The 22,619-nt window shown below is 45.0% G+C and carries 17 protein-coding genes and 1 pseudogene; 12 read left to right on the top strand and 6 right to left on the bottom strand.

The window, feature by feature from the left end; genetic code table 11:
* Positions 1 to 122 precede the first annotated feature (122 nt).
* Positions 123 to 830, top strand: a complete 708-nt coding sequence (locus ACFPFU_RS22805) for a glycosyltransferase family 2 protein (protein ID WP_377068511.1) — start codon at positions 123 to 125, stop codon at positions 828 to 830.
* A 365-nt stretch (positions 831 to 1,195) separates the two neighbouring features.
* Here ACFPFU_RS22805 and ACFPFU_RS22800 read toward each other — a convergent pair whose 3' ends face one another.
* Positions 1,196 to 1,570 carry a helix-turn-helix domain-containing protein gene (locus tag ACFPFU_RS22800; RefSeq protein ID WP_377068509.1) on the bottom strand — a complete coding sequence of 125 codons (375 nt, stop codon included), beginning with the start codon at positions 1,568 to 1,570 and terminating at the stop codon, positions 1,196 to 1,198.
* 107 nt (positions 1,571 to 1,677) lie between these two features.
* Between ACFPFU_RS22800 and ACFPFU_RS22795 the strand changes: the two genes are divergently transcribed.
* From ACFPFU_RS22795 to ACFPFU_RS22780, 4 genes are all read left to right on the top strand, one after another.
* Positions 1,678 to 2,883 (top strand): DUF4221 family protein, encoded by a 1,206-nt coding sequence (locus ACFPFU_RS22795; RefSeq protein WP_377068507.1) that lies wholly within the window; start codon positions 1,678 to 1,680, stop codon positions 2,881 to 2,883.
* 30 nt (positions 2,884 to 2,913) lie between these two features.
* Positions 2,914 to 3,042, top strand: a complete 129-nt coding sequence (locus ACFPFU_RS22790) for a hypothetical protein (RefSeq protein ID WP_377068505.1) — start codon at positions 2,914 to 2,916, stop codon at positions 3,040 to 3,042.
* Between the two features lie 38 nt (positions 3,043 to 3,080).
* Positions 3,081 to 4,196 (top strand): hypothetical protein, encoded by a 1,116-nt coding sequence (locus tag ACFPFU_RS22785; RefSeq protein WP_377068503.1) that lies wholly within the window; start codon positions 3,081 to 3,083, stop codon positions 4,194 to 4,196.
* 324 nt (positions 4,197 to 4,520) lie between these two features.
* Complete coding sequence (locus tag ACFPFU_RS22780; protein WP_377068501.1) at positions 4,521 to 5,690, top strand: hypothetical protein; 1,170 nt, start codon at positions 4,521 to 4,523, stop codon at positions 5,688 to 5,690.
* 146 nt (positions 5,691 to 5,836) lie between these two features.
* Here ACFPFU_RS22780 and ACFPFU_RS22775 read toward each other — a convergent pair whose 3' ends face one another.
* The 4 genes and pseudogenes from ACFPFU_RS22775 to ACFPFU_RS22760 all read right to left on the bottom strand — a co-directional run bounded on the left by ACFPFU_RS22775 (position 5,837) and on the right by ACFPFU_RS22760 (position 13,386).
* Positions 5,837 to 6,694 (bottom strand): alpha/beta hydrolase, encoded by an 858-nt coding sequence (locus tag ACFPFU_RS22775; protein WP_377068499.1) that lies wholly within the window; start codon positions 6,692 to 6,694, stop codon positions 5,837 to 5,839.
* Positions 6,695 to 6,751: 57 nt separating this feature from the next.
* Positions 6,752 to 7,204: a ferritin-like domain-containing protein gene (locus tag ACFPFU_RS22770; protein WP_377068497.1), complete on the bottom strand. Its 453-nt coding sequence runs from the start codon at positions 7,202 to 7,204 to the stop codon at positions 6,752 to 6,754.
* Between the two features lie 167 nt (positions 7,205 to 7,371).
* Positions 7,372 to 9,819, bottom strand: a complete 2,448-nt coding sequence (locus ACFPFU_RS22765; protein ID WP_377068495.1) for a TonB-dependent receptor plug domain-containing protein — start codon at positions 9,817 to 9,819, stop codon at positions 7,372 to 7,374.
* Between the two features lie 337 nt (positions 9,820 to 10,156).
* Positions 10,157 to 13,386 (bottom strand): annotated as a pseudogene (locus ACFPFU_RS22760) (S41 family peptidase).
* 146 nt (positions 13,387 to 13,532) lie between these two features.
* Here ACFPFU_RS22760 and ACFPFU_RS22755 point away from each other — a divergent pair.
* The 4 genes from ACFPFU_RS22755 to ACFPFU_RS22740 all read left to right on the top strand — a co-directional run bounded on the left by ACFPFU_RS22755 (position 13,533) and on the right by ACFPFU_RS22740 (position 17,093).
* Positions 13,533 to 14,414: a hypothetical protein gene (locus ACFPFU_RS22755; RefSeq protein ID WP_377068493.1), complete on the top strand. Its 882-nt coding sequence runs from the start codon at positions 13,533 to 13,535 to the stop codon at positions 14,412 to 14,414.
* Positions 14,411 to 15,742: an MptA/MptB family glycosyltransferase gene (locus ACFPFU_RS22750; RefSeq protein ID WP_377068491.1), complete on the top strand. Its 1,332-nt coding sequence runs from the start codon at positions 14,411 to 14,413 to the stop codon at positions 15,740 to 15,742. The genes ACFPFU_RS22755 and ACFPFU_RS22750 overlap by 4 nt, the downstream gene beginning before the upstream one ends.
* Before the next feature lie 32 nt (positions 15,743 to 15,774).
* Positions 15,775 to 16,527, top strand: a complete 753-nt coding sequence (locus ACFPFU_RS22745; RefSeq protein WP_377068489.1) for a DUF6503 family protein — start codon at positions 15,775 to 15,777, stop codon at positions 16,525 to 16,527.
* A gap of 161 nt (positions 16,528 to 16,688) precedes the next feature.
* Positions 16,689 to 17,093, top strand: coding sequence for a LytR/AlgR family response regulator transcription factor (locus ACFPFU_RS22740; RefSeq protein ID WP_377068487.1), 405 nt, complete (start codon positions 16,689 to 16,691; stop codon positions 17,091 to 17,093).
* 160 nt (positions 17,094 to 17,253) lie between these two features.
* Here the strand turns inward: ACFPFU_RS22740 and ACFPFU_RS22735 are convergent, their stop codons facing one another.
* The gene (locus ACFPFU_RS22735) at positions 17,254 to 18,474 is read right to left on the bottom strand and encodes an S-adenosylmethionine:tRNA ribosyltransferase-isomerase (protein ID WP_377068485.1); all 1,221 of its coding nucleotides are present in this window, start codon (positions 18,472 to 18,474) and stop codon (positions 17,254 to 17,256) included.
* Positions 18,475 to 18,653: 179 nt separating this feature from the next.
* Here ACFPFU_RS22735 and ACFPFU_RS22730 point away from each other — a divergent pair, with 179 nt between their 5' ends.
* From ACFPFU_RS22730 to ACFPFU_RS22720, 3 genes are all read left to right on the top strand, one after another.
* On the top strand, positions 18,654 to 19,754 hold the full coding sequence (locus ACFPFU_RS22730) for an o-succinylbenzoate synthase (RefSeq protein ID WP_377068483.1): 1,101 nt from the start codon (positions 18,654 to 18,656) through the stop codon (positions 19,752 to 19,754).
* 158 nt (positions 19,755 to 19,912) lie between these two features.
* Positions 19,913 to 21,412 (top strand): sugar porter family MFS transporter, encoded by a 1,500-nt coding sequence (locus ACFPFU_RS22725; RefSeq protein WP_377068481.1) that lies wholly within the window; start codon positions 19,913 to 19,915, stop codon positions 21,410 to 21,412.
* A gap of 28 nt (positions 21,413 to 21,440) precedes the next feature.
* Positions 21,441 to 22,616, top strand: a complete 1,176-nt coding sequence (locus ACFPFU_RS22720; RefSeq protein WP_377068585.1) for a n-acyl-d-glucosamine 2-epimerase — start codon at positions 21,441 to 21,443, stop codon at positions 22,614 to 22,616.
* Positions 22,617 to 22,619 lie beyond the last annotated feature (3 nt).

Raw genomic sequence — 22,619 nt, 5'->3', positions numbered from 1 at the left:
GGAGAATCGGCGTTTCGGCAATAAACATAAAAAGATGTCGACAAAATCTTAGATGTTGCAAAACACTATTTTTTGATCTTCCATGGCAGATTTGTGACCTTAATAAGAAAATACAACTTTAAATGACACCAAAAGAGCATACGTCATCGGTTATAATAGACGTGTTGATTCCTGCCTATAATGAGGAAAACTCCGTAGGAAAAGTCATTGCGGATATTCCGGAAAGCGTAAGGAATATCATCGTGGTGAACAACCGCTCCAGTGACGGCACCGGAGAGGTGGCGGGTGATGCGGGTGCAACAGTGCTGGACGAGTCCCAGAAGGGTTATGGGAAGGCCTGTTTGACGGGCATGGCCTATATCAAAAAGCTGGAAAAAGCGCCGGATATCCTGGTTTTTTTGGATGCGGACTACAGCGACTACCCGGAGCAATTGCTGCAAGTGGTAAGGCCTATTTTGGACGAAGACATAGATATGGTCATCGGTTCAAGGGCCAGGGGCATACGGGAAAAAGGGGCCATGACCTTGCCCCAGCGCTTCGGTAACCGGTTGGCCACCTGGCTGATGAGGCAGTTGTATGGTATGGATTATTCGGATCTGGGGCCTTTCCGGGCCATAAAATGGAAAAAGCTGCTCGAATTGGGTATGGCGGACGAAAATTTCGGCTGGACCATAGAAATGCAGATCAAGGCGCACAAAATGGGGTTGAGGACGACAGAGGTGCCGGTGGATTACCGCAAGCGAATAGGCGTTTCCAAAGTGAGCGGTACCCTAAAAGGCGTTTTGGGAGCAGGGTATAAAATCCTTTGGACCATTTGGAAATATAGGTAGTGTTATGTCAAGGATGAAATATCGGGTTTCGGATCACCCCCATTAATTTCGTAAGATGTCCACGGATTGCACAGCCTGTCCCGGACCCGGTCAACGGGATTCGGGGATTAGCACGAAACGAAAAATATCTAATTGAAAAGCTGTTTCAATTACACGATTCTTTCCATAAAATTAGTGTAATTAGTGGACAAAAAATCGTCGGGATTTCCGTCAATTTACATTTGACATGACAGTAGGACAGTATAGCGTATCAGGTATCTGAAACCAAGACTGATGGTTGCCAGTCCGGAGTCGGAAGCCCCGAAAGTGGCCAACCGTAGTGTCGCTGTCAAATATCAGAAATGTCTTTAAACTTATTAATCCCTTTAACGGAGATTACTTATTTCTTCTTTTAATTTTCGTATGTACTCCTCGAGCAGGGCGATGCGGGAGTCTTTTTCACGAAGGAGTTTTTCGCGAAATTCCCTTATTTCCACGGGGTCATGGCGGCCGTTAATGATGCCATTTTCTTCTCCATTTTGATCCTGTTGGTTAAAAGTAATTCCATGATCGGACAGTAGTTTGAGAATGTCCAAGCCGTAAAGTTTTCCCAAAGTGGCTAATTGTTCTATGGAGGGGGTGCTTTTGTCGCTTTCTATATTCGATAGTGTTTTTTGGGAGATGGACAACAGATCAGCAATTTCCTGTTGTGAGAACCTTTTGGTTTCTCTGGCTTTTTTTAATTGGGGGCCTATTTTCATGACAATAGCAATAAGCAGCAGATTAGGAAATATTTACTACATATTAGAACAGATAATCATGGATAATCAAATAAATTTATAGTTATTTTATTTAAAAATCAAAAGCCATGAAAAAATTAAATCCAGGCAGGTTGAAGCTTATTTCTGATAAAGTGCCAGAGTCCATCCAATTGAGAGGAGGTTACGGGTACGGGTGGTGTTATTTGTTATTTTCTGTAATGATATATATATCCTTTTCGTGTCAAGAGAAGAAAACCGGGCAGGACGGTCAGGGGATATCGTATTCGATAGATACAGTGATGATAGATTCCAAAGATCGGCTTTTGGAAGTGTCGGGGTATATGAAGGTTTCAGACCTGGATGATGATGAAAGATCCTTTTTCCTGTATAATCACCATGATCATTCCATCGACGAAATCAACCTTGATCAGAAAGAATTTGTCAAAACCTATCCCCTTGATGCTGAAGGCCCCAATGGGGTGGGAGAGTTCATCTTTGGGCTGCAGGTTTTAAATGATAGCCTAATGTTTGCTAAATCGGTTCCTTTCTCCACAATTTTCAATAAAAATGGACATGTAGTTCAAAAAGTAAATTGGCTTTCAGCGAAGGATTCCCTGGGGGAGCCATTTGGTGATGTGCCGCCGAGAAGTGAGTTAATAGTGGACATCAAGGACTGGCGGGTGATGGGAACCAATCTCGATTTTATGAAAGAGACGGCTTTTTTGGGAGTTTTTTCAGTCGAGGAGAAATTGGTAAAAAATATCGATGTAGATACCGAGAATTCGTTTTCTAATTATTTCCTGAAGTTTGACTACAATTTCCGACCCCCATGGGTATTTCTGTGGGCTGACGAGAACTACGCCTACTTAAGCCACGAATATTCCAACGAAATTTTCCTATTCCATCCAGGGGGTGAGCTTGTGAAAATAATCCAGTATCAACCGAAATTAACACCCAGCCGGGCAAAAGTACCGGAGGTTTTAACCAGCACTCGGGAACAAGTCCGACGCGAAAGTCGGAAGCTTCTGGAACAAGTCCGTTTTGAAGCCCCGGTATGGGACAAAGTAAACCGGCGCTATTTCCGGTTGTCCGCACAGCGGATCTTCGGAGATGGGTCTGGATATGATGAAACCGCAGAGCTCACCAGGACCAGGGTGTTTTTGTCAGTTCTGGATGCCGAATTTAATCTTGTATCGGAGGTGGAACTTGAAGAGGTACCTAACGAATTTTACAAATACTTTGCCAAAGACGGGAAGCTTTGGGTATGTCAGAATTTTTCGGATGAACTTGGATTTCTGGTGTTTAGTTTTTAGGTATAGTATATTACTAAACGTTTAAGAAAAATGAAAAAGATAGGTTTGGGGAAATTGAAACTCCTCTCTGATGAAATGTTACAGAGAGAGAAGTTGGAGTTTTCTTGGAGAAGTATCCGTTTGCATAACCAACCGAGCTCGTTTATAGGCAAACTATAAATATTTTATTCAAACTAGCTATGAAATACAGAACATTTATGATATTATTAGTCTCCCTATTTTTCTCCAGCAGTGTCATGGCCCAGTACCGGTTGGAAAAAACAGGTGAGTTCTCTATAAACTCCATGTATCCGGTTGGACTGATTGATTATCATACTGCAGAAGGGCTGTATCTGGGATATATCGACAAATTTTCAGGAGGGATGGAGATTGCAATCATCCATGAAAACGGTGAAATCCTGATCAGCAAAAACCTGCACGGTGAAGGGCCGGAGGAATACACTACAACACTGAACGGCTTGGGTTTTTCGGAAGAGGGAGATATATGGGTGCAAACCACCCACCAGCTTTTGCGTTATGACCGGAAATTGAACCTAAAGGAAAGGATAAAACATCAGTCCACTTTATCATATCATCTGCGCGGACGTCCTAAAAAAGTTTCCTGGTTCCGAAAAAACGATGATGCCTCCGATTTTTCATTGATTGTTAACCCATCAAAGGTAGGGAATTTTTTAAGGAAAATCAGTTTTGAGCACACAAGGTTGATCGAAATATTCAGCCTTAAAGAAAACCTAACTTATAAAATAGCCCCAATTTCCGAAAGGCCGCAATATAGGGACTTTGATATGAACATAAGCGCCATGTATGCACCCCTATATTATCTGGACAGGGAAACGAACCAACTTTACCTGAGCACAACACTGGACGATGAAATCACCGTGTATGACCTGAATACGGATGAGGTAATATCCAGGATCATTATCCGTCACGAAGATTACAACAGTTTGAAAACCATTCCCATCACAAGAAAAAGCCTGCCCGCCTACGATAACCTGATCTCGCTGGCGGCCGTCAACCAACAGATTTATAAACTGGACAGGAACCTGATAGCCTTGGAATATGTCCGGGAAATTCCCTATGGCACCTATGAAAAGCGCATAGCGGACGACCCCCACTATCATCACTATAGGGATCCGGAATACCGCCGCCTGATCCTCTTTGATCACTCAGAACAACTGTCTGATGACATACCTGTTCCATACGGCACTATTCAATTGGTACTGCCGAACAATCGCTTTGTGGTACAATTGGTCAATCCTGACCTTGAAGAAGGCTTTATCCGGTATGGGATTTTTGAACTCGTCAAGCATTGAAATTTTAACAATCATAAGTCAGTAATTTTCTTTAACGGAACAAAATTGAAAACTAGTTTTCCCTTTTACAAATAACCCGACGCCAAAGAATGCGGCCCCACCTGCCTGCGAATCATCGCTAAATATTACGGGAGAGTAGGGCAGGTATGTGCCCCGAAATAAAAAGAATTTTGCCGTCTGTGGCAAAGTACCTATGAAAATACCCGTTTCCTAGAGCGAAAGCGTGGGAAAAATTTTTGTATTGAGAAAAAGAAATAGGAATAAAGCGGAATGAATATTAAATTAGTTCAAACTTTATATGTAGTTTATTAAATCATCTAGTTGATGAAATATTTGATATACGTATTCTTTCTCTTTCTTTTTTCCTGTGATCCAAAGGACAAGAACACAACGATGGAAGAGGAGCGAAAGGTAGGTAAAACGGTTTCCTTTGAAAAACTGAACAGTATCCAGATTGACTATCTGGGCAACCCGACCGTCCATGATCTGGATCCGGAATCTGAGACTATACTTTTTGTGGAAGATAGGGAGTTTTCGGACGAAATCCATGTGGCAGATTTTGACGGAAATATCATGGCTTCCTTTTCGAAAACGGGAGATGTGCCTGACAGTTATGGGGCTCTTATGGCGACTTTAAGAATTAACGGAGACAGTTCCTTTATCGCATACAGCTATAATGGGTTTTTGACTTATGATTTTAGCGGACAACTTCAATCACGGATAAAACTTAAAGAATTTCAGGTTCCAAATTTTTACACAATGGCTATGGGGTTTGGAATGGAAAAATTAAAAGGCAAATATTTATATATAGATCAGGGCTCCCGACTTTTGGACTACAGTAGCATCAATGTTTACCAGGAAATGCGACTATTGAATTGGCTTGATCCCGAAACCGGGGAGAGGGAATCCTTTATTTACTTTCCCGAAAACAGTATCTTCAGAAGTGGCAAGTACTTTTTCAGAGATTCCTGGGCCCCGGCTTTTACATTGGCGGATGACCTGATATATGTGGCCTTCGGGATAGAGCCGGTCATTTATTTGTATGAAACTGCTTTTCCATATTCTTTAGTTTCCAGTATTCCACTTGACTTACCTGACTACCAGGATTATAAAGGATCGGACAGCTATCTGATTAGCCTTAGTTTAAGGACCACTTCAGGAAGAATAGAGAATATTAAAAAGATCTATGGGTTTATTGTAGTGGCATATTTTCCAGGTTATAATGCGTCGGATATAAAAGAGTCATTTACCAATAAAACACCTGAGGAAGCAATGGTTTTTCGGGAAAGGATGCGTGAAAAATACACTTCCCGGATTGCCATTCTGGATTCTCTAGGAAATTTGATTAATGATTTTGTGCCGGGTAGATTGGATCCCAAAAGCATGCTCCTTCGAAACGATCAACTTTGGATGTTTGAAACGCCTGATCTTGAAACCGAGCAGGATTATTTCAGGCTCTTTAGAGTAGGACTGAAGATTGAAGGTAGTGAGTAGATTATTTTAACCGCAGAGAAAAGGAGAACACGGAGGCAATGCGGAGTTATTTTGAAATAAGTTTTGTACCACCATCAAGCGCCATAGTCATTTCTCTGTTTTCTCCGTACCTCTGTGGTTTTTTCAGCGAGGAAACTCCCACCTTCTCACTTCACCCCCTCAAACACCTGATGGATAAAAAGCATATGGAAGGGTAAAGCTTTTGTCCAGTACTCCCAGGTATGTGCTCCGGGCCTTTCCGTGTACTCATGTGGGATGCCGTTTTCCAAAAGCATCTGGTGCATTTGACGGTTGGTTTCTATGAGGAAATCATCGGTGCCGCAATCAATGAGCAATGAAATGCCGTTTTCCTTTATCCTCTCCACCAAACCCACCGCTGTATATTCGCTGAAGGGGGCTTCATAATTGATTTCTCCCAGCATTGCATATTGCTGTTTTCTCCTGAGGGCGGCGAAATCTTCACCCACCTTCCATTTTCGGGTGTCGATGTTCATTACCCCGCTCATGCTTCCCGCCGCTATGAACAAATCCGGGTGCTTCGCACTCAAAGTAATGGCCCCGTGTCCTCCCATAGACAGGCCGGTAATGGCCCTGGCTTCGCGTCTGGCTATGGTTCGGTATTTCCTGTCGATCTCCGGAATCAGTTCTTTGGTGATATAGGTTTCATATTTCACCGAGTCCATCTTTGGGCTGTCATAATAGTAACTGCTTGGCCCTACGCCGGGGGTTACAAGGATAAACCCATATTGATTGGCCAATTGGGATAATAACCCCGGCGCAGTTATTTTTTGGTGCCAGTCACTGAACTGTCCGCTTCCACCGTGTAATACATAGACGGTTGGATAAAGGATATCCCGGTTGCTGTCGTATCCATCAGGTAAGGTAACGGCCACTTTTAGCTTTTTGTCCATTGCAGCACTGTATACCTCTAGGGTATCCACTTGTCCTGCTGCTTTGAAAGACACCAAGCCTATCAGAAAAGCCACGATCAGTATTTTGCTCATTGCAGATTTTGGATTTTCTGCAAGATAATCAAACTTTCAAAATAGAAAGCAGCGTATTTACCCACTGTTGCGCTTAAATTCTTCCAACTGCGTGAAAGTACCTTTGATCATGGTATGTTGTTTTGAAATGATTTCTTTGATGTACTCCGGAGGATCTGCTTTCAATGCGTCTTCATATCTTTGGACAGCACCTCTTTCTATTTTTTCACAGGTGTTGATGATTTTATCGGTGTCGTTGCCGTTCAGACCTGATTTAAATTCTATCCAGATCCTTTGTAAAGTATGGGAAAAACTGGTATCGGGTTGGTCACTGCCTCCCAAATCTCTGATACAGCTTTTTAGCTCTTCTCTGAACAAAGCCCTTTGTTGGGACAGCCGGTAAAATATGGTGGAAAGCTCACCCTCTTTGAGGTGTTTGGCGGCATTCTGGTATTCTTTGACGGAATCTTCACAGGTTTGGACAAGTTCATAGAGCTTATCCAGAACAGCTTGGTTTTTGGTTTCTTGCATGGCTACAGTGGTTAATAAAATTACAAAGCGGCAATTACCATGCTAATTTGGGTGGCAAAGGCTGTTTTCAGGCCGGAAATTATCATATTGGAGCCATAATTATCCGGAAAAGGACATATGACTCCTTCTGAATCAAAGCGTTGTCGTGAGGTTAAAATACCTGAAAATCAATATACCTCCAGTGAAATTTCTTTCAAACCTGGGGTGCCTGTATCACTGATCCCCTCTGCAATTACCCGATAGAGACTGCTCTTGTCTGCGGTATAAAAGGTCACCCGGGCTTTGCCTTCGGCATTTGTTCTGACCATGGGATTCCAATAGATCGTGGTTCTGTCGTCGGGAATGGAGCTTTCTTGGTTTTGGTCATAGCGGGGCGAATAAAATTGCCGGCTTTTGCTGAACCCTCCCAGACGGTGGACAATAATATGGTCGCCGGTTTCCGGCTCTTCTATTTCCTCCGGATAACCGCGATGGGTGTATAGCGCGATGACCCCACCTGCTCCTCTTCCTCCATAAATACCTACGTTCCCGGGACTTTTCAGGATTTCTATCCGGCTGATATCAAACTGGTTGATGCTTTGAAGAATGCTTTCGTCCACCGGCATGCCATCAAGAAGAAAGAGCGGGGTGCCCTGTCCCCTGATCACCGCCCTGAAGCGATCCCGCCCCATTTGGGTAATCTGTAGCCCCGCTACCCGTCCCTGTAGACTCTCCAGTATATTGCCGGAAGGTGCTACCGGTAACTGTTCCCGTCTGATGGTCACGTCAGCCTCGCGGTGAAGCCGGAAAGGCTCTGTAACCTCCGCCCTTCCTTCTACCACTACCTCATCCAGGAGGAGTTCGCCGAGTTCCAGGCTGCCTATATCCGTTTCCATACCCTGAAACAGGGGGATACTGGGAACCACATGGTCCCTATTGATCATCCCGGCGAGGTTCCCGGGGAGGGGGTAAGCGGAGGGGGCTTTTTCCGGGGTAAAGCGCTTGTCTTCAATATTTACCACCACATTGTCCTTCCTTCCTCTATCATCGGTTCCCTGCACCACAATGTCAATGGAATCCCTAAAGTGGAATCCTTCAAAGATAAACCGGCCGTTTTCGTCTGTAGGGGTGGTGATGAAGGTTTGGTATTTATCTTTAAGGAACAAAATCACTTCCCCATTCTTTACAGGATTTCCGTTTCTCCTCTGAAGGTTTCCGTGGATATTGATGTCCCGCTCATTACTGTGGTTGATCTTGGGGAAATTGCCCGCAATCATGGCTTCCCACCCGAAGCGTCTCCAGCCTTGTGTCATCATCAAAGTACGCAAGGCTTCCTTTCTGTTTTCATTTTCCGGATCAAAGTAGTAACCCGGAGACTCAATGAATCCCCGTAAGTCGGAATTAAGCAGCATATAGCTTTTTAAGCGCAGGCCATGGGATGAGCGGGGGAGGCTTTGATCGTCGGTGACTGCCAATGACAAATCCGTTTCTACAGCGTTGCCTTCTTTGTCTGTCACTTCTATATCCAGTGTCACGGCTTCCCTTGAATAATATTCATCCTGGTCGGAAAGGATCTGAACATTTAAATAATCTTCGTGGTCAATAAAAACCAGTCGTTCTGCCAGGGGTTCCCCGGTACTTTTGGATAAGGTAATTCTTGCGATACCTGTGGGAAAATCACTTTTTGGGATTTTTGTCTGATATTCTCCTGTCCCGGAAAGTTGTATCTCCTCCGTATATTTCAACTCATCCTGAGATATACCGGTAAGCAACAGTCCCTCATCGGTGCCGGTGTTGTCAGCAATTTTCAGCAGAATATGATCTTGGTCCCCGGTTTCATCGATGGCCATTACCTGCCCGGAAGCCTTGACATCCGGTAAGGGATAGTCTACCGTTTCACCATTTTCGAAATTTACTTTTGCGTAATAATGGCGGGACGGCGCTGGCTCCAAGGTAAAAGCCCCCATACCGAGGTATTGATGCTCAAAGTCCGCCACTTTCAGCCCTTGGTCATCAAAGATTCCCCCGGAAACCGGCACGCCACGGCCATCCGGGCCGATGGCTTTGAAAGCCACTTGGCTGGAAAGACCATACACCAGGTCCCCTCCTTCGGGAAAAAACTGCAGGTCCGGCAGAGAGGGTTCCACTGTTCCCCTGGATTCTTGGTTTATTTGTTCCGACTGCTCGGACCAAATGTATATTTCTTTTTCGAAGAACGTATCCTCTCCAAAATTCCTCATCCAGTTGGTGTAGGCAGTGAGGCGATAAATCCCTTCCTGCAAGTCCTCCGGCAGCGATATGTCTCCATGTGCCCTTCCTTGGACAGGGTTGAGTTTTAATTTTTTCACTGCTTCACCTGCTTCGTTGGTAAGGTCGACATACAGAATGTTGCTTTTGTCGGAATGCTGTAAATTGGATGCATTCACCAGATAAGCTTTGAGCCAGACCACTTCACCGGCCCTGTAGAAAGGTTTGTCATGGTGCAGGTATACTTTTTCGGGAGCATAGTTGATCCGCCAAACGGAAAGATGGGTTTCTATTTTTTCCAAAACAGCAGATCCCGGTATGGTCAGCGCCGCTGATCCAAGTAGCAACAGTATGCCCGCAATTAATATTTTGAGTGTTTGGTTGTTCATGGTTAAATCAGATTGAATGTCCACTGCTTCCTTATAAATTGCTGAAAAGCAGTGCTTTCTTCTTTATAACGTAGGAACGGGGGGAATAAGTTTGAGAGGGGCGGGTTAAAAAGGATCACCACAGAGGGCACGGAGTAATGGGAGGGGTTTGGAAAGGGAAGTGGGTTTGTAAAAAGGTTTGAATCTCTTATTGCTCCTTTGCTCTGTGGTTTTAAAAAGGATCACCACAGAGGGCACGGAGAGCAAGAAGTAATGGGAGGGGGGTGGGTTTGTAAAAAGGGGTGATGGAAAAACATAAGCCGTTGCTTATCCATCACCCCTGTAAAAAAATATTTTGTTATTTATCAATATCCTTCATCAGTTCCAGAATGGCCTTTTCCAGCTGTTGATCTACACCTTTATCGATTTTTCCAGGCATATTTTTGACCTCAAACCGGGGTTTGGTCTCATTGTTTTCCATCCACTCTCCATCCTTGTTTTTGGCCGAAACCGGGACCACGCCCCATCGGCTTCCGTCGGGAAGACTTTCCCAACCTGCAAACGAACAGGTGCCCGGAGTAGGCATTCCCACTGTTTTCCCGATTTGGAGATCGGTATAGCCACAGGCAAAGCAGTGACCGTCCGAATAATTGGCTTCGTTGAACATGGCCAGGGTGGGTTTGGTCCAGCGAAAAGTGGGTTCGTAGCCTATTTCCCTGGATTCAGTGGCGTAGGTGATAAACCTTTGTCCGGTAAAAAACATGGCCAGGTCAGCCACCAGGTCGCCCCCGCCGTTGAACCGGGTGTCCACGATAATGCCTTCCCGGTCATGGTATTTCCCCATCATTTCTTCATAGGCATCGCGATAAGGACCGTCTGACATGCCGGGAATGTGAACATATCCCAATCGGCCGTCACTTAGACTGTCCACTTCAGCCTGATTTCTTTTCACCCAGCGCTTATAAAGCAACTGATTTTCCTGCGACAGGCTGATGGGTTTGACGGTGACTTGTTTTCGGGCTTTTGCCGTTGGGTCGAATATTTCCAGCAAGGTAAACTTGTCTTCCTTCCGGTTGAGAAACCGGGCCACGTCTTTATCTATAGTTAATGGTTCTCCATCGATTTTTTCAATCACCATTCCGGGTTTGATTTCCATTCCGGTCTTGTCCAAGGGGCCGTTCTTGAGTATCTCCACAATTTTGACTCCGGTGTCCTGATGATCATAGTCGATGAAAATTCCCAGGGAAGCGGTAGCATCGGGCTGATCGGTCTTTCTGCTGTAGCGCACACCTGCATGGGAAACGTTCAGTTCACCGATCATTTCGGAGGCCATTTCCGCAAACTCATAGCTGTTGCCCAAATGAGGCAGGTACCGGGCATATTGGGCAGCCAGCTGTTCCCAATCCACACCATGAAAATCAGGGGTATAAAAGATGCCTTTGACCCGGTTTCGGATGTGTTCAAACATATGTGCCCGCTCGGCATCCAAATTCAAAGTCATCTCACCGGCAATCTTAATGTCTTCTTTTTTGCTCCCCTTTTCCGTGATTTTGGAAATTTTACCGTCAGCCAAAAGATAGAGATTTTCCTTTTCCTTGTCCCACTCCAGGCTGGCCGTTTTGGCATCCACTTTCAGTTCCATCTTGGTTTCCTTCGTGCGGAGGTTGGTGCTCCAGAGGTTCATGTCTTTTTCAAAACGGGCCAGATAATACAGTTTTTCTCCTTCCTTGTCCAGGACGGCGTCTCCCAATGCCGAAGAATGGATGGTTAGTTTGGCCTTCCTGTCCTTCAGGCCTTCCCAGTCAATCACGATGTCCTCAACTTCCTGCTTTTTTTTCTGTCGCTGTTCTTTTTCATCATCTTCCTTGTCGGCTTTTTCCACTTCTTTTAACAAATCATATTCTTCTTTGCTTAAGTTGAATTTGTCATAAGCTTCTTTGGTGAAAAAAAGTGCAAAGACATCATTTTCAGACCTGCCGCTGCTTGCAAAGCTTTTTAATCCGTCACGGTTACTGAACCAAATCATCTGTTTTCCTGCATTTATCCATTTGGGGCGGTAATCCCCGTAGCCACTTTCAGTCAGATTTTCCATTTCACGCTTTCCGGAGGCATCCAGCAGCACGACCTCGCTGTTCACCATGGTAGGGTTGTATTCTGCCAAAAGCCACTTGCTATCAGGGCTCCAGGTAAAATATTGATCCCCGTCCCGCATATGGAACAACTGGTCGGGCGTCATCAGGGTGAGTGTTTTTTTGGCGTTTACATCCATTACTTTTATGCTTCTCCTGTCTTCGACATAGGCCAGCTTTTTACCATCAGGAGAGAGTAAAGGCTGGTAATTATCCATGTCATTGCTGATGAGTACCTCTTCTTTTATCAGGGTGCTGGCAAAGAAAAACGGCTCTTCCTTTTCCCTGATTTTTGAGGCCCGGTAAATCTGCCATTTACCGTCACGTTCGCTGGCATATATTATGGATTTTCCGTCAGGCGCAAACTGTACAAACCTTTCCTGCTCTGGCGTCCGGGTGATCCTTTGGTCAATGCCCCGTCAACGGAGGTGACAAAAACCTCGCCCCTGGAAATGAAGGCAATTTCCTTTCCGTTGGGGGAAACGGACATTTCCTTTACTTCTCCATTGACGGTGATGAAACGCTCCGTGTTGGCTGCAGGCTGGGTTTTAACCATGATGTTCAGTTTTGTGGGTTCTTCTCCTTCCCGGAAAGTATAAAGCTCACCGTCGTAGGAAAAACTCATCAAACCGGTATTGGAAATGCTTAGAAAACGGACAGGGAAATCCTGTAGACGGGTAAGGGCGGTTTTTTGGCCGGGTTGGTCCAGGTTTGTTTTAAAAATATTGAAGCTTCCGTTTTCTTCACTGAGATAATAAGCGGATTTTTCATCCGGCGCAAATACCGGGTTTCTGTCTTCTCCGTAAAAATCAGTGATCTTTTGATGGACGCCCGTTTCCTTGTCGTATAACCATATATCTCTGGTTATGGAAGACCGGTGTTTTTTCCGCCACTCATTTTCCCCACCTTTTTTATCGTGATATATCATTTTTGTCCCGTCTTTGCTTACCTGCACATATTCAGCCGGGAGGGTCCAGACCTGTTGGATACGTCCTCCTCCTACGGGTACTTGATAGAGTTCCGGTTGGGAGCCCGTAGGATACTGGCGGTGTTCGGCGAGGTCCTGTCTCACGCCGCCAAAAATCACATACGCGTCATTTGAAGAAAATGAGTAAGGCATTTCATCATTGGAGTGAAAGGTTAGCCGGGAAGCCGGGCCACCTTCCGCGTCCATGACGAAAACGTCAAAATTACCATACCGGTCGGATGCAAATGCGATGGTTTTGCCATCCTTGCTCCACACAGGCATAAAATCATGCGCTTCATGGAACGTGAGTTGAGTGGCTTTTCCGCCCTGACTCGGCACCGAAAAGAGATCCCCTTTATAGGTAAATACAATGGTGGTTCCATCAGGAGAGATGGCTGGATAACGAAGCCACTTGGGGGCTTCTTCTCCCCGGACCGTAAGAAGCGGGCCCAGAAGAGCGATAAGAGCTAAAATAAGTTTAATACTGCGCATTTGTCAATTGAATGAATCTGAGCCCAAAATTAAAAGATTAAGGAGAATTCCGCTTATTTTGGAGAGAGAAAGATGGTTAGCTTGCAATATTTCATGATATCTTCTCTAAATGCGTTAAATTCGTTGGTACAATCATTTGATTCGCGATGAAGAAACTTAGCATATATTTATCGTTGGCCTCTGTCATGTTTGCATGCGGCCCGCCCCAAAGAGACGTGGACAAACAGCAGTTTGGAAGTTATTGGTATCAGGGAAAAGCAGAAATCAACGCTTTTGATCTGACACAATACCGCTATGGTGAGGCCAGGGAAGGAGAGGCGGTGCTGATTTTTGTTACCGAGGAATTTTCCAGGAAGAAGCATGTAAAACTGGATGACTACGAAAGTGCCGGAAGGGATGCCGTGAATGTATTGAAGATGAACATGACCAAAGAATTTGTTACGGGCATTTATCCTTATCATATGATGTTGTCGGTTTTTTCGCCGGTCTATGCGGAAACCTCTGCCATGAAGATCACGGCTTCGTCCCAGGATTGGTGCGGACAGTCATTTTCCCAGATGAACCTGAATGGAGATGCCTATAAGGGGAAATTATATTCCTATTTTGAGGAAGAGGGGGATGTGGACTTTACGGCCAAGGCGCTTGCAGAGGACCACCTGTGGAATCTGATCCGTATCGGTCCTGAACATTTGCCACTGGGCGAAGTGGATTTGGTTCCGGGTTTATTGGAGCAGCGTTTTTCTCATGAACCTATTGTGCCCCAAAAAGCGCTGCTTAGAGTCAAAAGGATAGACAGTACTTATGATGAGCTTGAAGTGGATTATGTGGACTACAACAGGATGGTAAAAATCTGGTACGAACGTGAATTTCCCTATCAGATAACGGCTTTTGAAGAGATTTCCTTATTGGAGGATGGTACCCAAGAGGTAAGCCATGCAGAGCGAAAAGCCGTTAGACAGATAGATTATTGGACAAAAAACAGGCTAGGAGACAGCCGGCTGAGAAGGGAATTACGCCTCAATCCATGAAAAAAAAGTTAATGGGTCTTTGGGCAGGTTTATCTGTTTTTTCGGCGTTACTGGCAGTCATGGCTTATTTGCCAAGGAATAATTTTTGGCTGTTGCTGGCCGTTTATAGCTTGTTGTTTCTCATCTATACCGTGGTTTGCCACTATTCGGCTGACCAAGCGCGCCGCATTCAACCGCTACTGGTTTTTTCATTTTTCTGCCGTTTGGTTTTTATCTTTTCCGTGCCAACGCTTTCTGATGATTTCTACCGCTTTTTATGGGACGGGCATTTGTTGATTCATGGGTTGAATCCCTATACATACCTCCCTGTAGAGGTGCTGGAGCATATGAGTGCCACTGACCCTGTATTTTATGAAGAACTTTTTCTTGGACTTAATTCTCCTGAATATTACAGTATCTACCCTCCCATTAATCAAGTGGTTTTTGCGATGGCCGCATATATAGGGCGGCAGGATCTGTTGCTTAATTTGTTGGTGATAAGGGGGGTCTTGTTTGTGTTTGAAATGGGTGTTGTTTTTTTATTGTATCAGCTCACTGTTATGCTTAACCTTCCCAAAAAAAACGTCCTGGTATATGCCTTAAATCCATTGGTATTGCTGGAAATAGGGGGCAACCTTCATTTTGAGGGGATCATGCTTTTTTTTGTACTGGCAGCTATTTACTTTGTTGCCAAGCAGCCCAAAATGTCAGGGATCTCATTGGGCACGGCGATCGGAGTAAAACTGACCCCGGTGATTTTGGTGCCGGCATTTTTACGGTTTGTTTTTCCACTTAAAAGGTGGGTTTTTGTCTTGTCTTTGAGCATGAGCGCGGCGGTGATGATGGCTCCGGTTCTTCTGGATGGTGCTGCGCCTTACTTTTTGGAAAGTCTTGGTTTATACCATGGGAAGTTTGAGTTCAATGCGTCAGTGTACTATCTTATCAGAAATATGGTGATGTGGATAGTTGGTTTTAATCCCATTGCCATTTTAAGTCCTTTATTGGGCTTGATAACCTGGGGACTCATCATCTGGGTATCCTTAAAGTATGATAGAAGAGAAAGAAGCGTTTCCCAACTTGTAGAAACCGCGGTGTTGCTGTATCTGATATACCTTATCCTGCATCCGGTGGTCCATCCCTGGTACCTCCTGGTACCTTTCGGGATATCGGTTCTGGGAGCACAGCGGAGCTTTTTGGTATGGTCCTATGTGGTGTTTTTATCTTATGCGGGTTACCAGTCTTCCATTGTTGAGGAAATCTGGTGGTTACAACTGATACAATATGGCACGCTGATGTTTTTTATTTGGCGTGATAGTCTATTCATCAGGAAAAAAGTATTAATTTGCTGAGAGTTTATTCTCCCATCAACCTGACTTCTTTCATGTTTAAGATAAAATATCAAAAACATAGGTATTTGTTTATTTTAGTGACAATCCTTTTGTGGGAATGTAAGGGGGATGATAAAGCTCAGGATATCGTTGATAAAAGCATTGAGGCCCATTGGGGAGGCTACCCCGGCCGGATTGGGATGGAGTTTGAATTTAGGAACATCCATTACACGCTGCTCAAAACCCAACAGGAGTTCAGGTACACCCGGGAATTCAAAGACACGGTGGGGATAGCCATCAGGGATGTCTTATCCAACGAAGGCTTCCAAAGGTACATGGATGGAAAGCCGGTTGAGGTGCCCCAGAACAGGGCTACTGCCTACAGCAACTCCATCAATTCCGTCATGTATTTCATGCTGTTGCCGTTATTGCTGAACGATGATGCGGTTATCAAAAATTACATTGGAGAAGTAGAAGTCAAAGGCACGCCATATTATCTGGTAGAAATAAGTTTCAGGAAAAAAGGAGGAGGCAAGGATTATGATGACGTATACCTGTATTGGTTCAATAAGGATACTTTTTTGATGGATTACCTGGCATACGATTTTCATGTGGATGGGGGCGGAAAACGTTTCAGAGAAGCCATTAACAGAAGGGAAGTCAATGGTGTTGTCATTCAGGATTATAGAAACTATAAGGCCGACCATGTGGAGGATCTGTTTACTTTGGACGGTCTGTTCGAAGACGGAAAATTGGAGCCCCTTTCAGAAATTGAAAATTCTGTTATAGATTTAGTTTTGAAATAGTATTTGTAAATTGGGCTCCTGTATCGTGGGTGGGTGGACGATCTTACCATAGCCAACGATTTTCGGGATATATTATCTGATTATTTTACTGCGCAAAAAAACAATTATTAAGAAAAATTGTTACGTACCAAAGTCAAACCCTTAACAGTGCGGACATGAATATGAAAGACAATTTACAGGAGTACTCAACAAAAGCCGTCAATGGGACCATTGACAGCAATAGAGAACTTCTGATCAAAGACGCGATTTTCATCAGGGATAAAGGCTGTCTTACTAAAATCAAATTTGCAGAAATTCATTACCTAAAAGGTGATGGCAATTACACTACCCTGGTGACCGGAACCAAATCCTTTTCATTAAGAAACATCTTGAAGGAATTTGAGGAAGTGCTTCCGGATCATTTATTTATAAGAATTCATAAATCCTACATTGTAAACCTCAATGAAATCAACACCATTTCACCTAAAGAAGTGACGGTAGTCAATGATAAAGTGCCTGTAGGAAGAACTTACTATCAAAATTTGATCAACGGAGTACAAAAACTGGGGAGCAGTGGTTTGGATTAAGGGCGGATTTTCGAGTTGGCAGCGTGAACCTCTTTGATCAATTCAATGAACCCAGACATTGATCAGGGAAGGTGATTTAAAATGACATTCAACTACCATCAGGTAGGTGGTCTGCTTTTGTGCATGCCGTAAAATCATCCTTGAAGTGATTGTTGAATAATCAAAGTTTGTTGTTCCAAAGCATGCTGCTGTCTCCATAACTTAGAAACCTGTATTTGTTTGCCAATGCTTGTGAGTATATCTTTTTCCAATTGTTGTGGGTAAACGCAGCCACCAAAAGAATAAGGGTAGAACCTGGCTGGTGGAAATTGGTAATCAGGCCATTGCAAACTCTGAAATGGTATCCAGGAAAAATAAATATTTCGGTATGACCAGTGATCTCATTTTTCCGGTGCTTTTTCATATATGTCAATACAGCTGAAAGACTTTCATGTTTGCTGGGCAGATTTTCGAACCCCCGGTAGGGAAAGAGTTTTTCTATAAAGAAATCCTCTCCCGCACCTTGCAGGATTTTTACCCCGTACCAGTAGAGGCTTTCCAAGGAACGCATGGAGGTTGTGCCGACTGCCACGCTGTTGCCCTGGGCGGCCAGCAGCGTTTCAAGGTTATCCCGGGTGAAAACCATCTGCTCGCTGTGCATGGGGTGGTGCACCACTTCCTCATCCTTGATAGGTTGGAAGGTTCCTGCCCCCACATGCAGGGTCAGGTAATCGGTGGTTACGCCCACATCAGCCAGCTCATTGAGCAGTTTGTCCGTAAAGTGCAAGCCTGCCGTAGGGGCAGCCACTGCGCCCTTTATTTTAGAGTAGACTGTTTGGTACCGGGGCCGGTCCATTTCTGTTGCCTCCCTGTTGAGATAGGGGGGGAGGGGGACCTCGCCGCTGGACTCCACCACCGAGGCGAAAGTAATGTTTTCGGCAGACCAATCCAGGGTGACTTCTTTTTTGATTTTGTCCTTTAAAGTGGCGTTGATGGTGATGGCCTGACCCTGATGGTCGATTTGACCGCTAAGCACTTCCCCCTCTTTCCATCTCTTCAGGTTACCGATCATGCATTCCCAAGTCACCGGCCCCGTACTTTCCATGGCCAGCTGTATAAGCGGGGACGGAAGAACGGGTTTCAAAAGAAAAATTTCTATCCGTGCCCCCGTAGCTTTCTGAAAAATCAGCCTGGCGGGAATCACTTTTGTATTGTTGAAAACCAGCAGGCTGTTTTTTGGCAATAAGGAAGGCAGTTCATAAAAATGGTGGTGGGCAATATTGCCGTTTTCATAATGCAGCAACCGGGATGCATCCCTGGCTTCTAAAGGAAATTTAGCAATGTATTCCTCGGGGAGGTCGTACTGGTAATCAGAAAGTTTGGGTGTGCTGATACGATGCATCTTGGATATTTCAGAATTTGGTACCGTAAGTCATATTTCGGAAGGCAAATATAAAGCATTATTGAAGAAATGGGGCCCCTGTTGAACGCGTGCTTCCCGGGTTGGGAAAAAAACCAGGAAAAAGTTATTAGTATAGGAATTATTGACCAGTTTTACAGCGTCATTAAAGAACAAACGACATGGCTTCATCTTTCAAAGTCAAGGCGCGGTACACCCCCTACCTGTTGCGGTTTAAGTTTGATGCCGGCACCAGCAGAGGGGTATTAAGAACAAAAAAAACTTACCTGATACAGCTTATTTCCGCTGATTTTCCAGGTACCGCCGGATACGGGGAAGCGGGTCCCCTAGCCGGTCTGAGCATCGATGACCGGGAGGATTTTGAACGGCAATTGGCCGATGTCCTGTCTGAAATGGAGCAGATTTCCTTTCCTTTCCAAGAGGCCAAAATAATGGAAATTTTGGCGCAAAAGGTTTCTTTTCAGTTGCCAAGTATACGGTTTGGAATGGAAACGGCTTTGCTGGATTTGTTAAACGGAGGTAAAAGGTACTTGTTACCCAATGATTTTTATGATAAAGGCCGCCCTATTCCCATCAACGGCTTGATTTGGATGGGGGATAAGGAATTCATGTACCGGCAGATCCGGGAAAAACTGGAGCAGGGCTTTGATTGCATCAAACTCAAGATAGGTTCTATTGACTTTGAACAGGAATGCGAACTGCTGGCATCCATAAGAAAACAGTTTGATGAACATGAGGTTACTTTGCGTGTGGATGCCAACGGGGCATTCGCTTCGGCAGACGCTCTTGGAAAACTTGGGAACTTGGCCAAATATAAACTTCACAGTATAGAACAACCCATCCAACAAGGCAACTGGGAGGAGATGGGCGCTTTATGCCGCAACACACCGGTGCCGGTTGCATTGGATGAGGAACTGATCGGGATCCATGAGCCGTTCACAAAACAGCGTTTACTTGAAGAAATCCAGCCCCAATACATTATTTTGAAGCCGACGCTGTTAGGAGGGATAGCTGCCAGCCGGGAATGGATCAAAATGGCAGAAAGCCGCAACATAGGCTGGTGGATCACTTCTGCATTGGAAAGCAATGTAGGATTAAATGCCATTGCCCAGTTTACTTCTTCACTGAATCCGGAAGTTCCACAGGGATTGGGAACCGGCAAACTGTACCATAATAATTTTGAATCCCCGCTTGCCATGATGGGAGGGGAGCTGTATTACCAAAAGGGAAAAAAATGGTCCAATTTAAAGGAGGTTTTTTGAAGACACTGTGCTGGTTGTATTTCCCCGGTTTAAGGAGACAGTTCCCCAGCTCAACCGGGTTATAAATATATTAAGTAACTAGTTTTTGCTATTTATTTGGTAATTAAAAATAAAATTTTCTAATTGATCACGGCTTTGTCTGTTTAGAGGTCTCCCGATTGCAAAAAGGGGTAACTTTAACCGCTCAACAAGCCAGTCACAATCATATGAAACGAAATATACCCATTGTTTACCTTATTTTTCTTTCTTCGGTGGCGGCGATAGGGGGATTACTCTTCGGCTACGACACGGCAGTCATTTCAGGCACCATCGGGCAGGTTACCCGGCAGTTTGAGTTGGATGCTATAGAACAGGGTTGGTATGTGGGTTGTGCGCTTATCGGTTCCATCATCGGTGTGGCCATGGCGGGGCCTCTTTCTGACCGCTTTGGCAGGAAAAAAGTGATGATCCTATCCGCCGTGCTTTTTTCAGTTTCGGCATTGGGCTGTGCCGTTTCGGAAAGCCTGACGGAACTGGTGCTCTACCGGATATTGGGTGGCATGGGGATAGGCATGGTATCTATCGTTTCTCCCATGTACATCTCCGAAGTAGCCCTTTCCGGGTACAGGGGCAGTCTGGTATCCCTGTACCAATTGGCCATCACGGTCGGATTTCTGGGTGCTTATCTGATGAATTTTCAACTGCTGGAGTTTTCCCGAACCACGGCCTTTGTATTTGAGCCGCTGCTGTCCAAAATTTTTCATGAAGAGGCCTGGCGCGGCATGTTGGGCATGGAGTTTTTACCGGCTTTTCTTTTTCTGTTGGTATTGTTCTTCATACCGGAAAGCCCCAGGTGGTTGGCGATCAACAACCAGATATCCCAAGCGGAGAAGGTATTCTCTGGTATCTATGGATCTTCGGCACTGGCTAAAAGAAAAGTGGAAGACGTACGGCGTAGTACAAGTGCGGGCATAAAAAGCAGCCAATGGGCCTTGTTGAAAAATCCCCGTGTATTGAAACCGGTCATGATAGGCGTGGCCATTGCCATATTGGGTCAGTTTATGGGGGTAAACGCGGTGTTGTATTATGGGCCCAGCATTTTTGAGCAAAGCGGACTGTCCGACGGGGATGCCCTTTTTTACCAGGTAATGGTAGGGCTCGTAAACGTCTTGACCACCGTATTGGCCCTGATCATTATTGACAAAGTAGGGAGAAAAAAGCTGGTTTATTTTGGGGTCAGCGGCATGATCATCACGCTATTGCTCATTAGTTTTTATTTCCTAAAGGGCGAAACACTTGGATGGCCCTCACAGATGCTACTTGTGCTTTTTTTGACCTATATCTTCGCCACGGCCATTTCCATATCGGCGGTCATTTTTGTACTGCTTTCGGAGATGTACCCTAATAAAATCCGCGGTGTGGCCATGTCCATAGCCGGGTTTTCCCTGTGGGTAGGCACTTATCTGATTGGCCAGCTCACACCCTGGTTTCTGGAGAACCTCAGCCCCTCGGGCACTTTTCTGCTCTTCGCACTGATGTGCCTTCCTTATATGTGGATCATATGGAAGCTGATCCCTGAAACAGCCGGCATGAGTCTGGAAGCCATCGAGGCCTATTGGATGGGAGAAAAAGCCCGCCGGGAAACCTATGATAAGCGGAGCAACACAATTGAAACCTAAATATTTTGGATTGGAGAAACCTTTGGACATGGAAAGCTATAGCAAACTTTATAAGGAAGAGTTGTTGGACCGGGTGATACCTTTTTGGCTGGAAAAGAGCCAGGATACGGCTTATGGTGGCTATTTCACCTGTCTTGACCGAACCGGGAAGGTGTATGATACGGATAAGTTCATCTGGTTGCAGGCCAGGCAGGTGTGGATGTTTTCCATGCTTTATGAAAGGGTGGAGGCCAAACCGGAATGGTTAGCAATGGCCAGACATGGGGCTGCTTTTCTTCAACGGTACGGCAGCGACGGGCAGGGTAATTTTTATTTTTCCCTTACCCAAAGCGGGGCCCCCTTGGTACAGCCCTACAATATTTTTTCCGACTGTTTCGCAGCAATGGCCTTTGGTGCACTTTATAAAATAGATCCCAAGGAAGAATATGCCGTGCTGGCAAAAAAAACCTTTCAAAACATCCTTTCCAGAAAAGACAGACCAAAAGGAAAATATACCAAGACGGTATCCGGCACAAGGGATCTGAAAGGCTTTGCCTTGCCTATGATTTTGAGTAACCTGACACTGGAACTGGAGCATTTGCTGGACAAACAAACCGTGGATGAATTGGTGCCGGGAGTAATCAGGGAGGTCATGGAGGTATTTTACCAGAAAGAGAGTGGATTGATCCTGGAAAATGTTTATCCGGACGGGTCGTTTTCGGATTCTTTCGAGGGAAGGCTGACCAGTCCCGGGCACGCCCTTGAGGCCATGTGGTTCATGTTGGACCTTTCGAAAAGGTTTGGGGACAAAGCCCTGATGGACAAAGCGGTGAGGATAGGGTTGGATACCTTGGAATACGGCTGGGATAAAACGTATGGCGGCATCTATTACTTTATGGATGTAAAAGGGCATCCTCCCGAAAAACTCGAATGGAACCAAAAATTATGGTGGGTACACCTGGAAACCCTTGTGTTTCTCGCAAAGGCTTATGAAATGAGCGGCAGTAAACAATGCTATCAATGGTTTGAAAAAGTACATGATTATACATGGGAGCATTTCCGGGATAAGGACTATCCGGAATGGTACGGTTATCTGGACAGGTATGGCAAGATTCAGCTTCCTTTAAAAGGTGGGAAGTGGAAGGGATGCTTCCATGTACCCAGGGGATTGTACCAGGTTTGGCAGTCCTTAGAGCAAATAAGTTCGGCAAAAGCAACAGGATGACGG

It is taken from the genome of Negadavirga shengliensis, assembly GCF_042652345.1.
GTDB classification, from domain to species: Bacteria; Bacteroidota; Bacteroidia; order Cytophagales; family Cyclobacteriaceae; genus Negadavirga; species Negadavirga shengliensis.
Note: the sequence above shows the minus strand (reverse complement) of the source record. Positions and strands in the feature narration are given on the sequence as shown.

Coding starts and splice junctions, on each gene's coding strand:
- ACFPFU_RS22795 (WP_377068507.1), top strand. CDS start 1,678: ATGAAAAAATTAAATCCAGGCAGGTTGAAGCTTATTTCTGATAAAGTG.
- ACFPFU_RS22775 (WP_377068499.1), bottom strand. CDS start 6,694: ATGAGCAAAATACTGATCGTGGCTTTTCTGATAGGCTTGGTGTCTTTC.
- ACFPFU_RS22720 (WP_377068585.1), top strand. CDS start 21,441: ATGGAAAGCTATAGCAAACTTTATAAGGAAGAGTTGTTGGACCGGGTG.
- ACFPFU_RS22745 (WP_377068489.1), top strand. CDS start 15,775: ATGTTTAAGATAAAATATCAAAAACATAGGTATTTGTTTATTTTAGTG.
- ACFPFU_RS22730 (WP_377068483.1), top strand. CDS start 18,654: ATGGCTTCATCTTTCAAAGTCAAGGCGCGGTACACCCCCTACCTGTTG.
- ACFPFU_RS22750 (WP_377068491.1), top strand. CDS start 14,411: ATGAAAAAAAAGTTAATGGGTCTTTGGGCAGGTTTATCTGTTTTTTCG.
- ACFPFU_RS22765 (WP_377068495.1), bottom strand. CDS start 9,819: ATGAACAACCAAACACTCAAAATATTAATTGCGGGCATACTGTTGCTA.
- ACFPFU_RS22785 (WP_377068503.1), top strand. CDS start 3,081: ATGATATTATTAGTCTCCCTATTTTTCTCCAGCAGTGTCATGGCCCAG.
- ACFPFU_RS22800 (WP_377068509.1), bottom strand. CDS start 1,570: ATGAAAATAGGCCCCCAATTAAAAAAAGCCAGAGAAACCAAAAGGTTC.
- ACFPFU_RS22755 (WP_377068493.1), top strand. CDS start 13,533: ATGAAGAAACTTAGCATATATTTATCGTTGGCCTCTGTCATGTTTGCA.
- ACFPFU_RS22790 (WP_377068505.1), top strand. CDS start 2,914: ATGAAAAAGATAGGTTTGGGGAAATTGAAACTCCTCTCTGATGAAATG.
- ACFPFU_RS22740 (WP_377068487.1), top strand. CDS start 16,689: ATGAAAGACAATTTACAGGAGTACTCAACAAAAGCCGTCAATGGGACC.
- ACFPFU_RS22770 (WP_377068497.1), bottom strand. CDS start 7,204: ATGCAAGAAACCAAAAACCAAGCTGTTCTGGATAAGCTCTATGAACTT.
- ACFPFU_RS22735 (WP_377068485.1), bottom strand. CDS start 18,474: ATGCATCGTATCAGCACACCCAAACTTTCTGATTACCAGTACGACCTC.
- ACFPFU_RS22805 (WP_377068511.1), top strand. CDS start 123: ATGACACCAAAAGAGCATACGTCATCGGTTATAATAGACGTGTTGATT.
- ACFPFU_RS22780 (WP_377068501.1), top strand. CDS start 4,521: ATGAAATATTTGATATACGTATTCTTTCTCTTTCTTTTTTCCTGTGAT.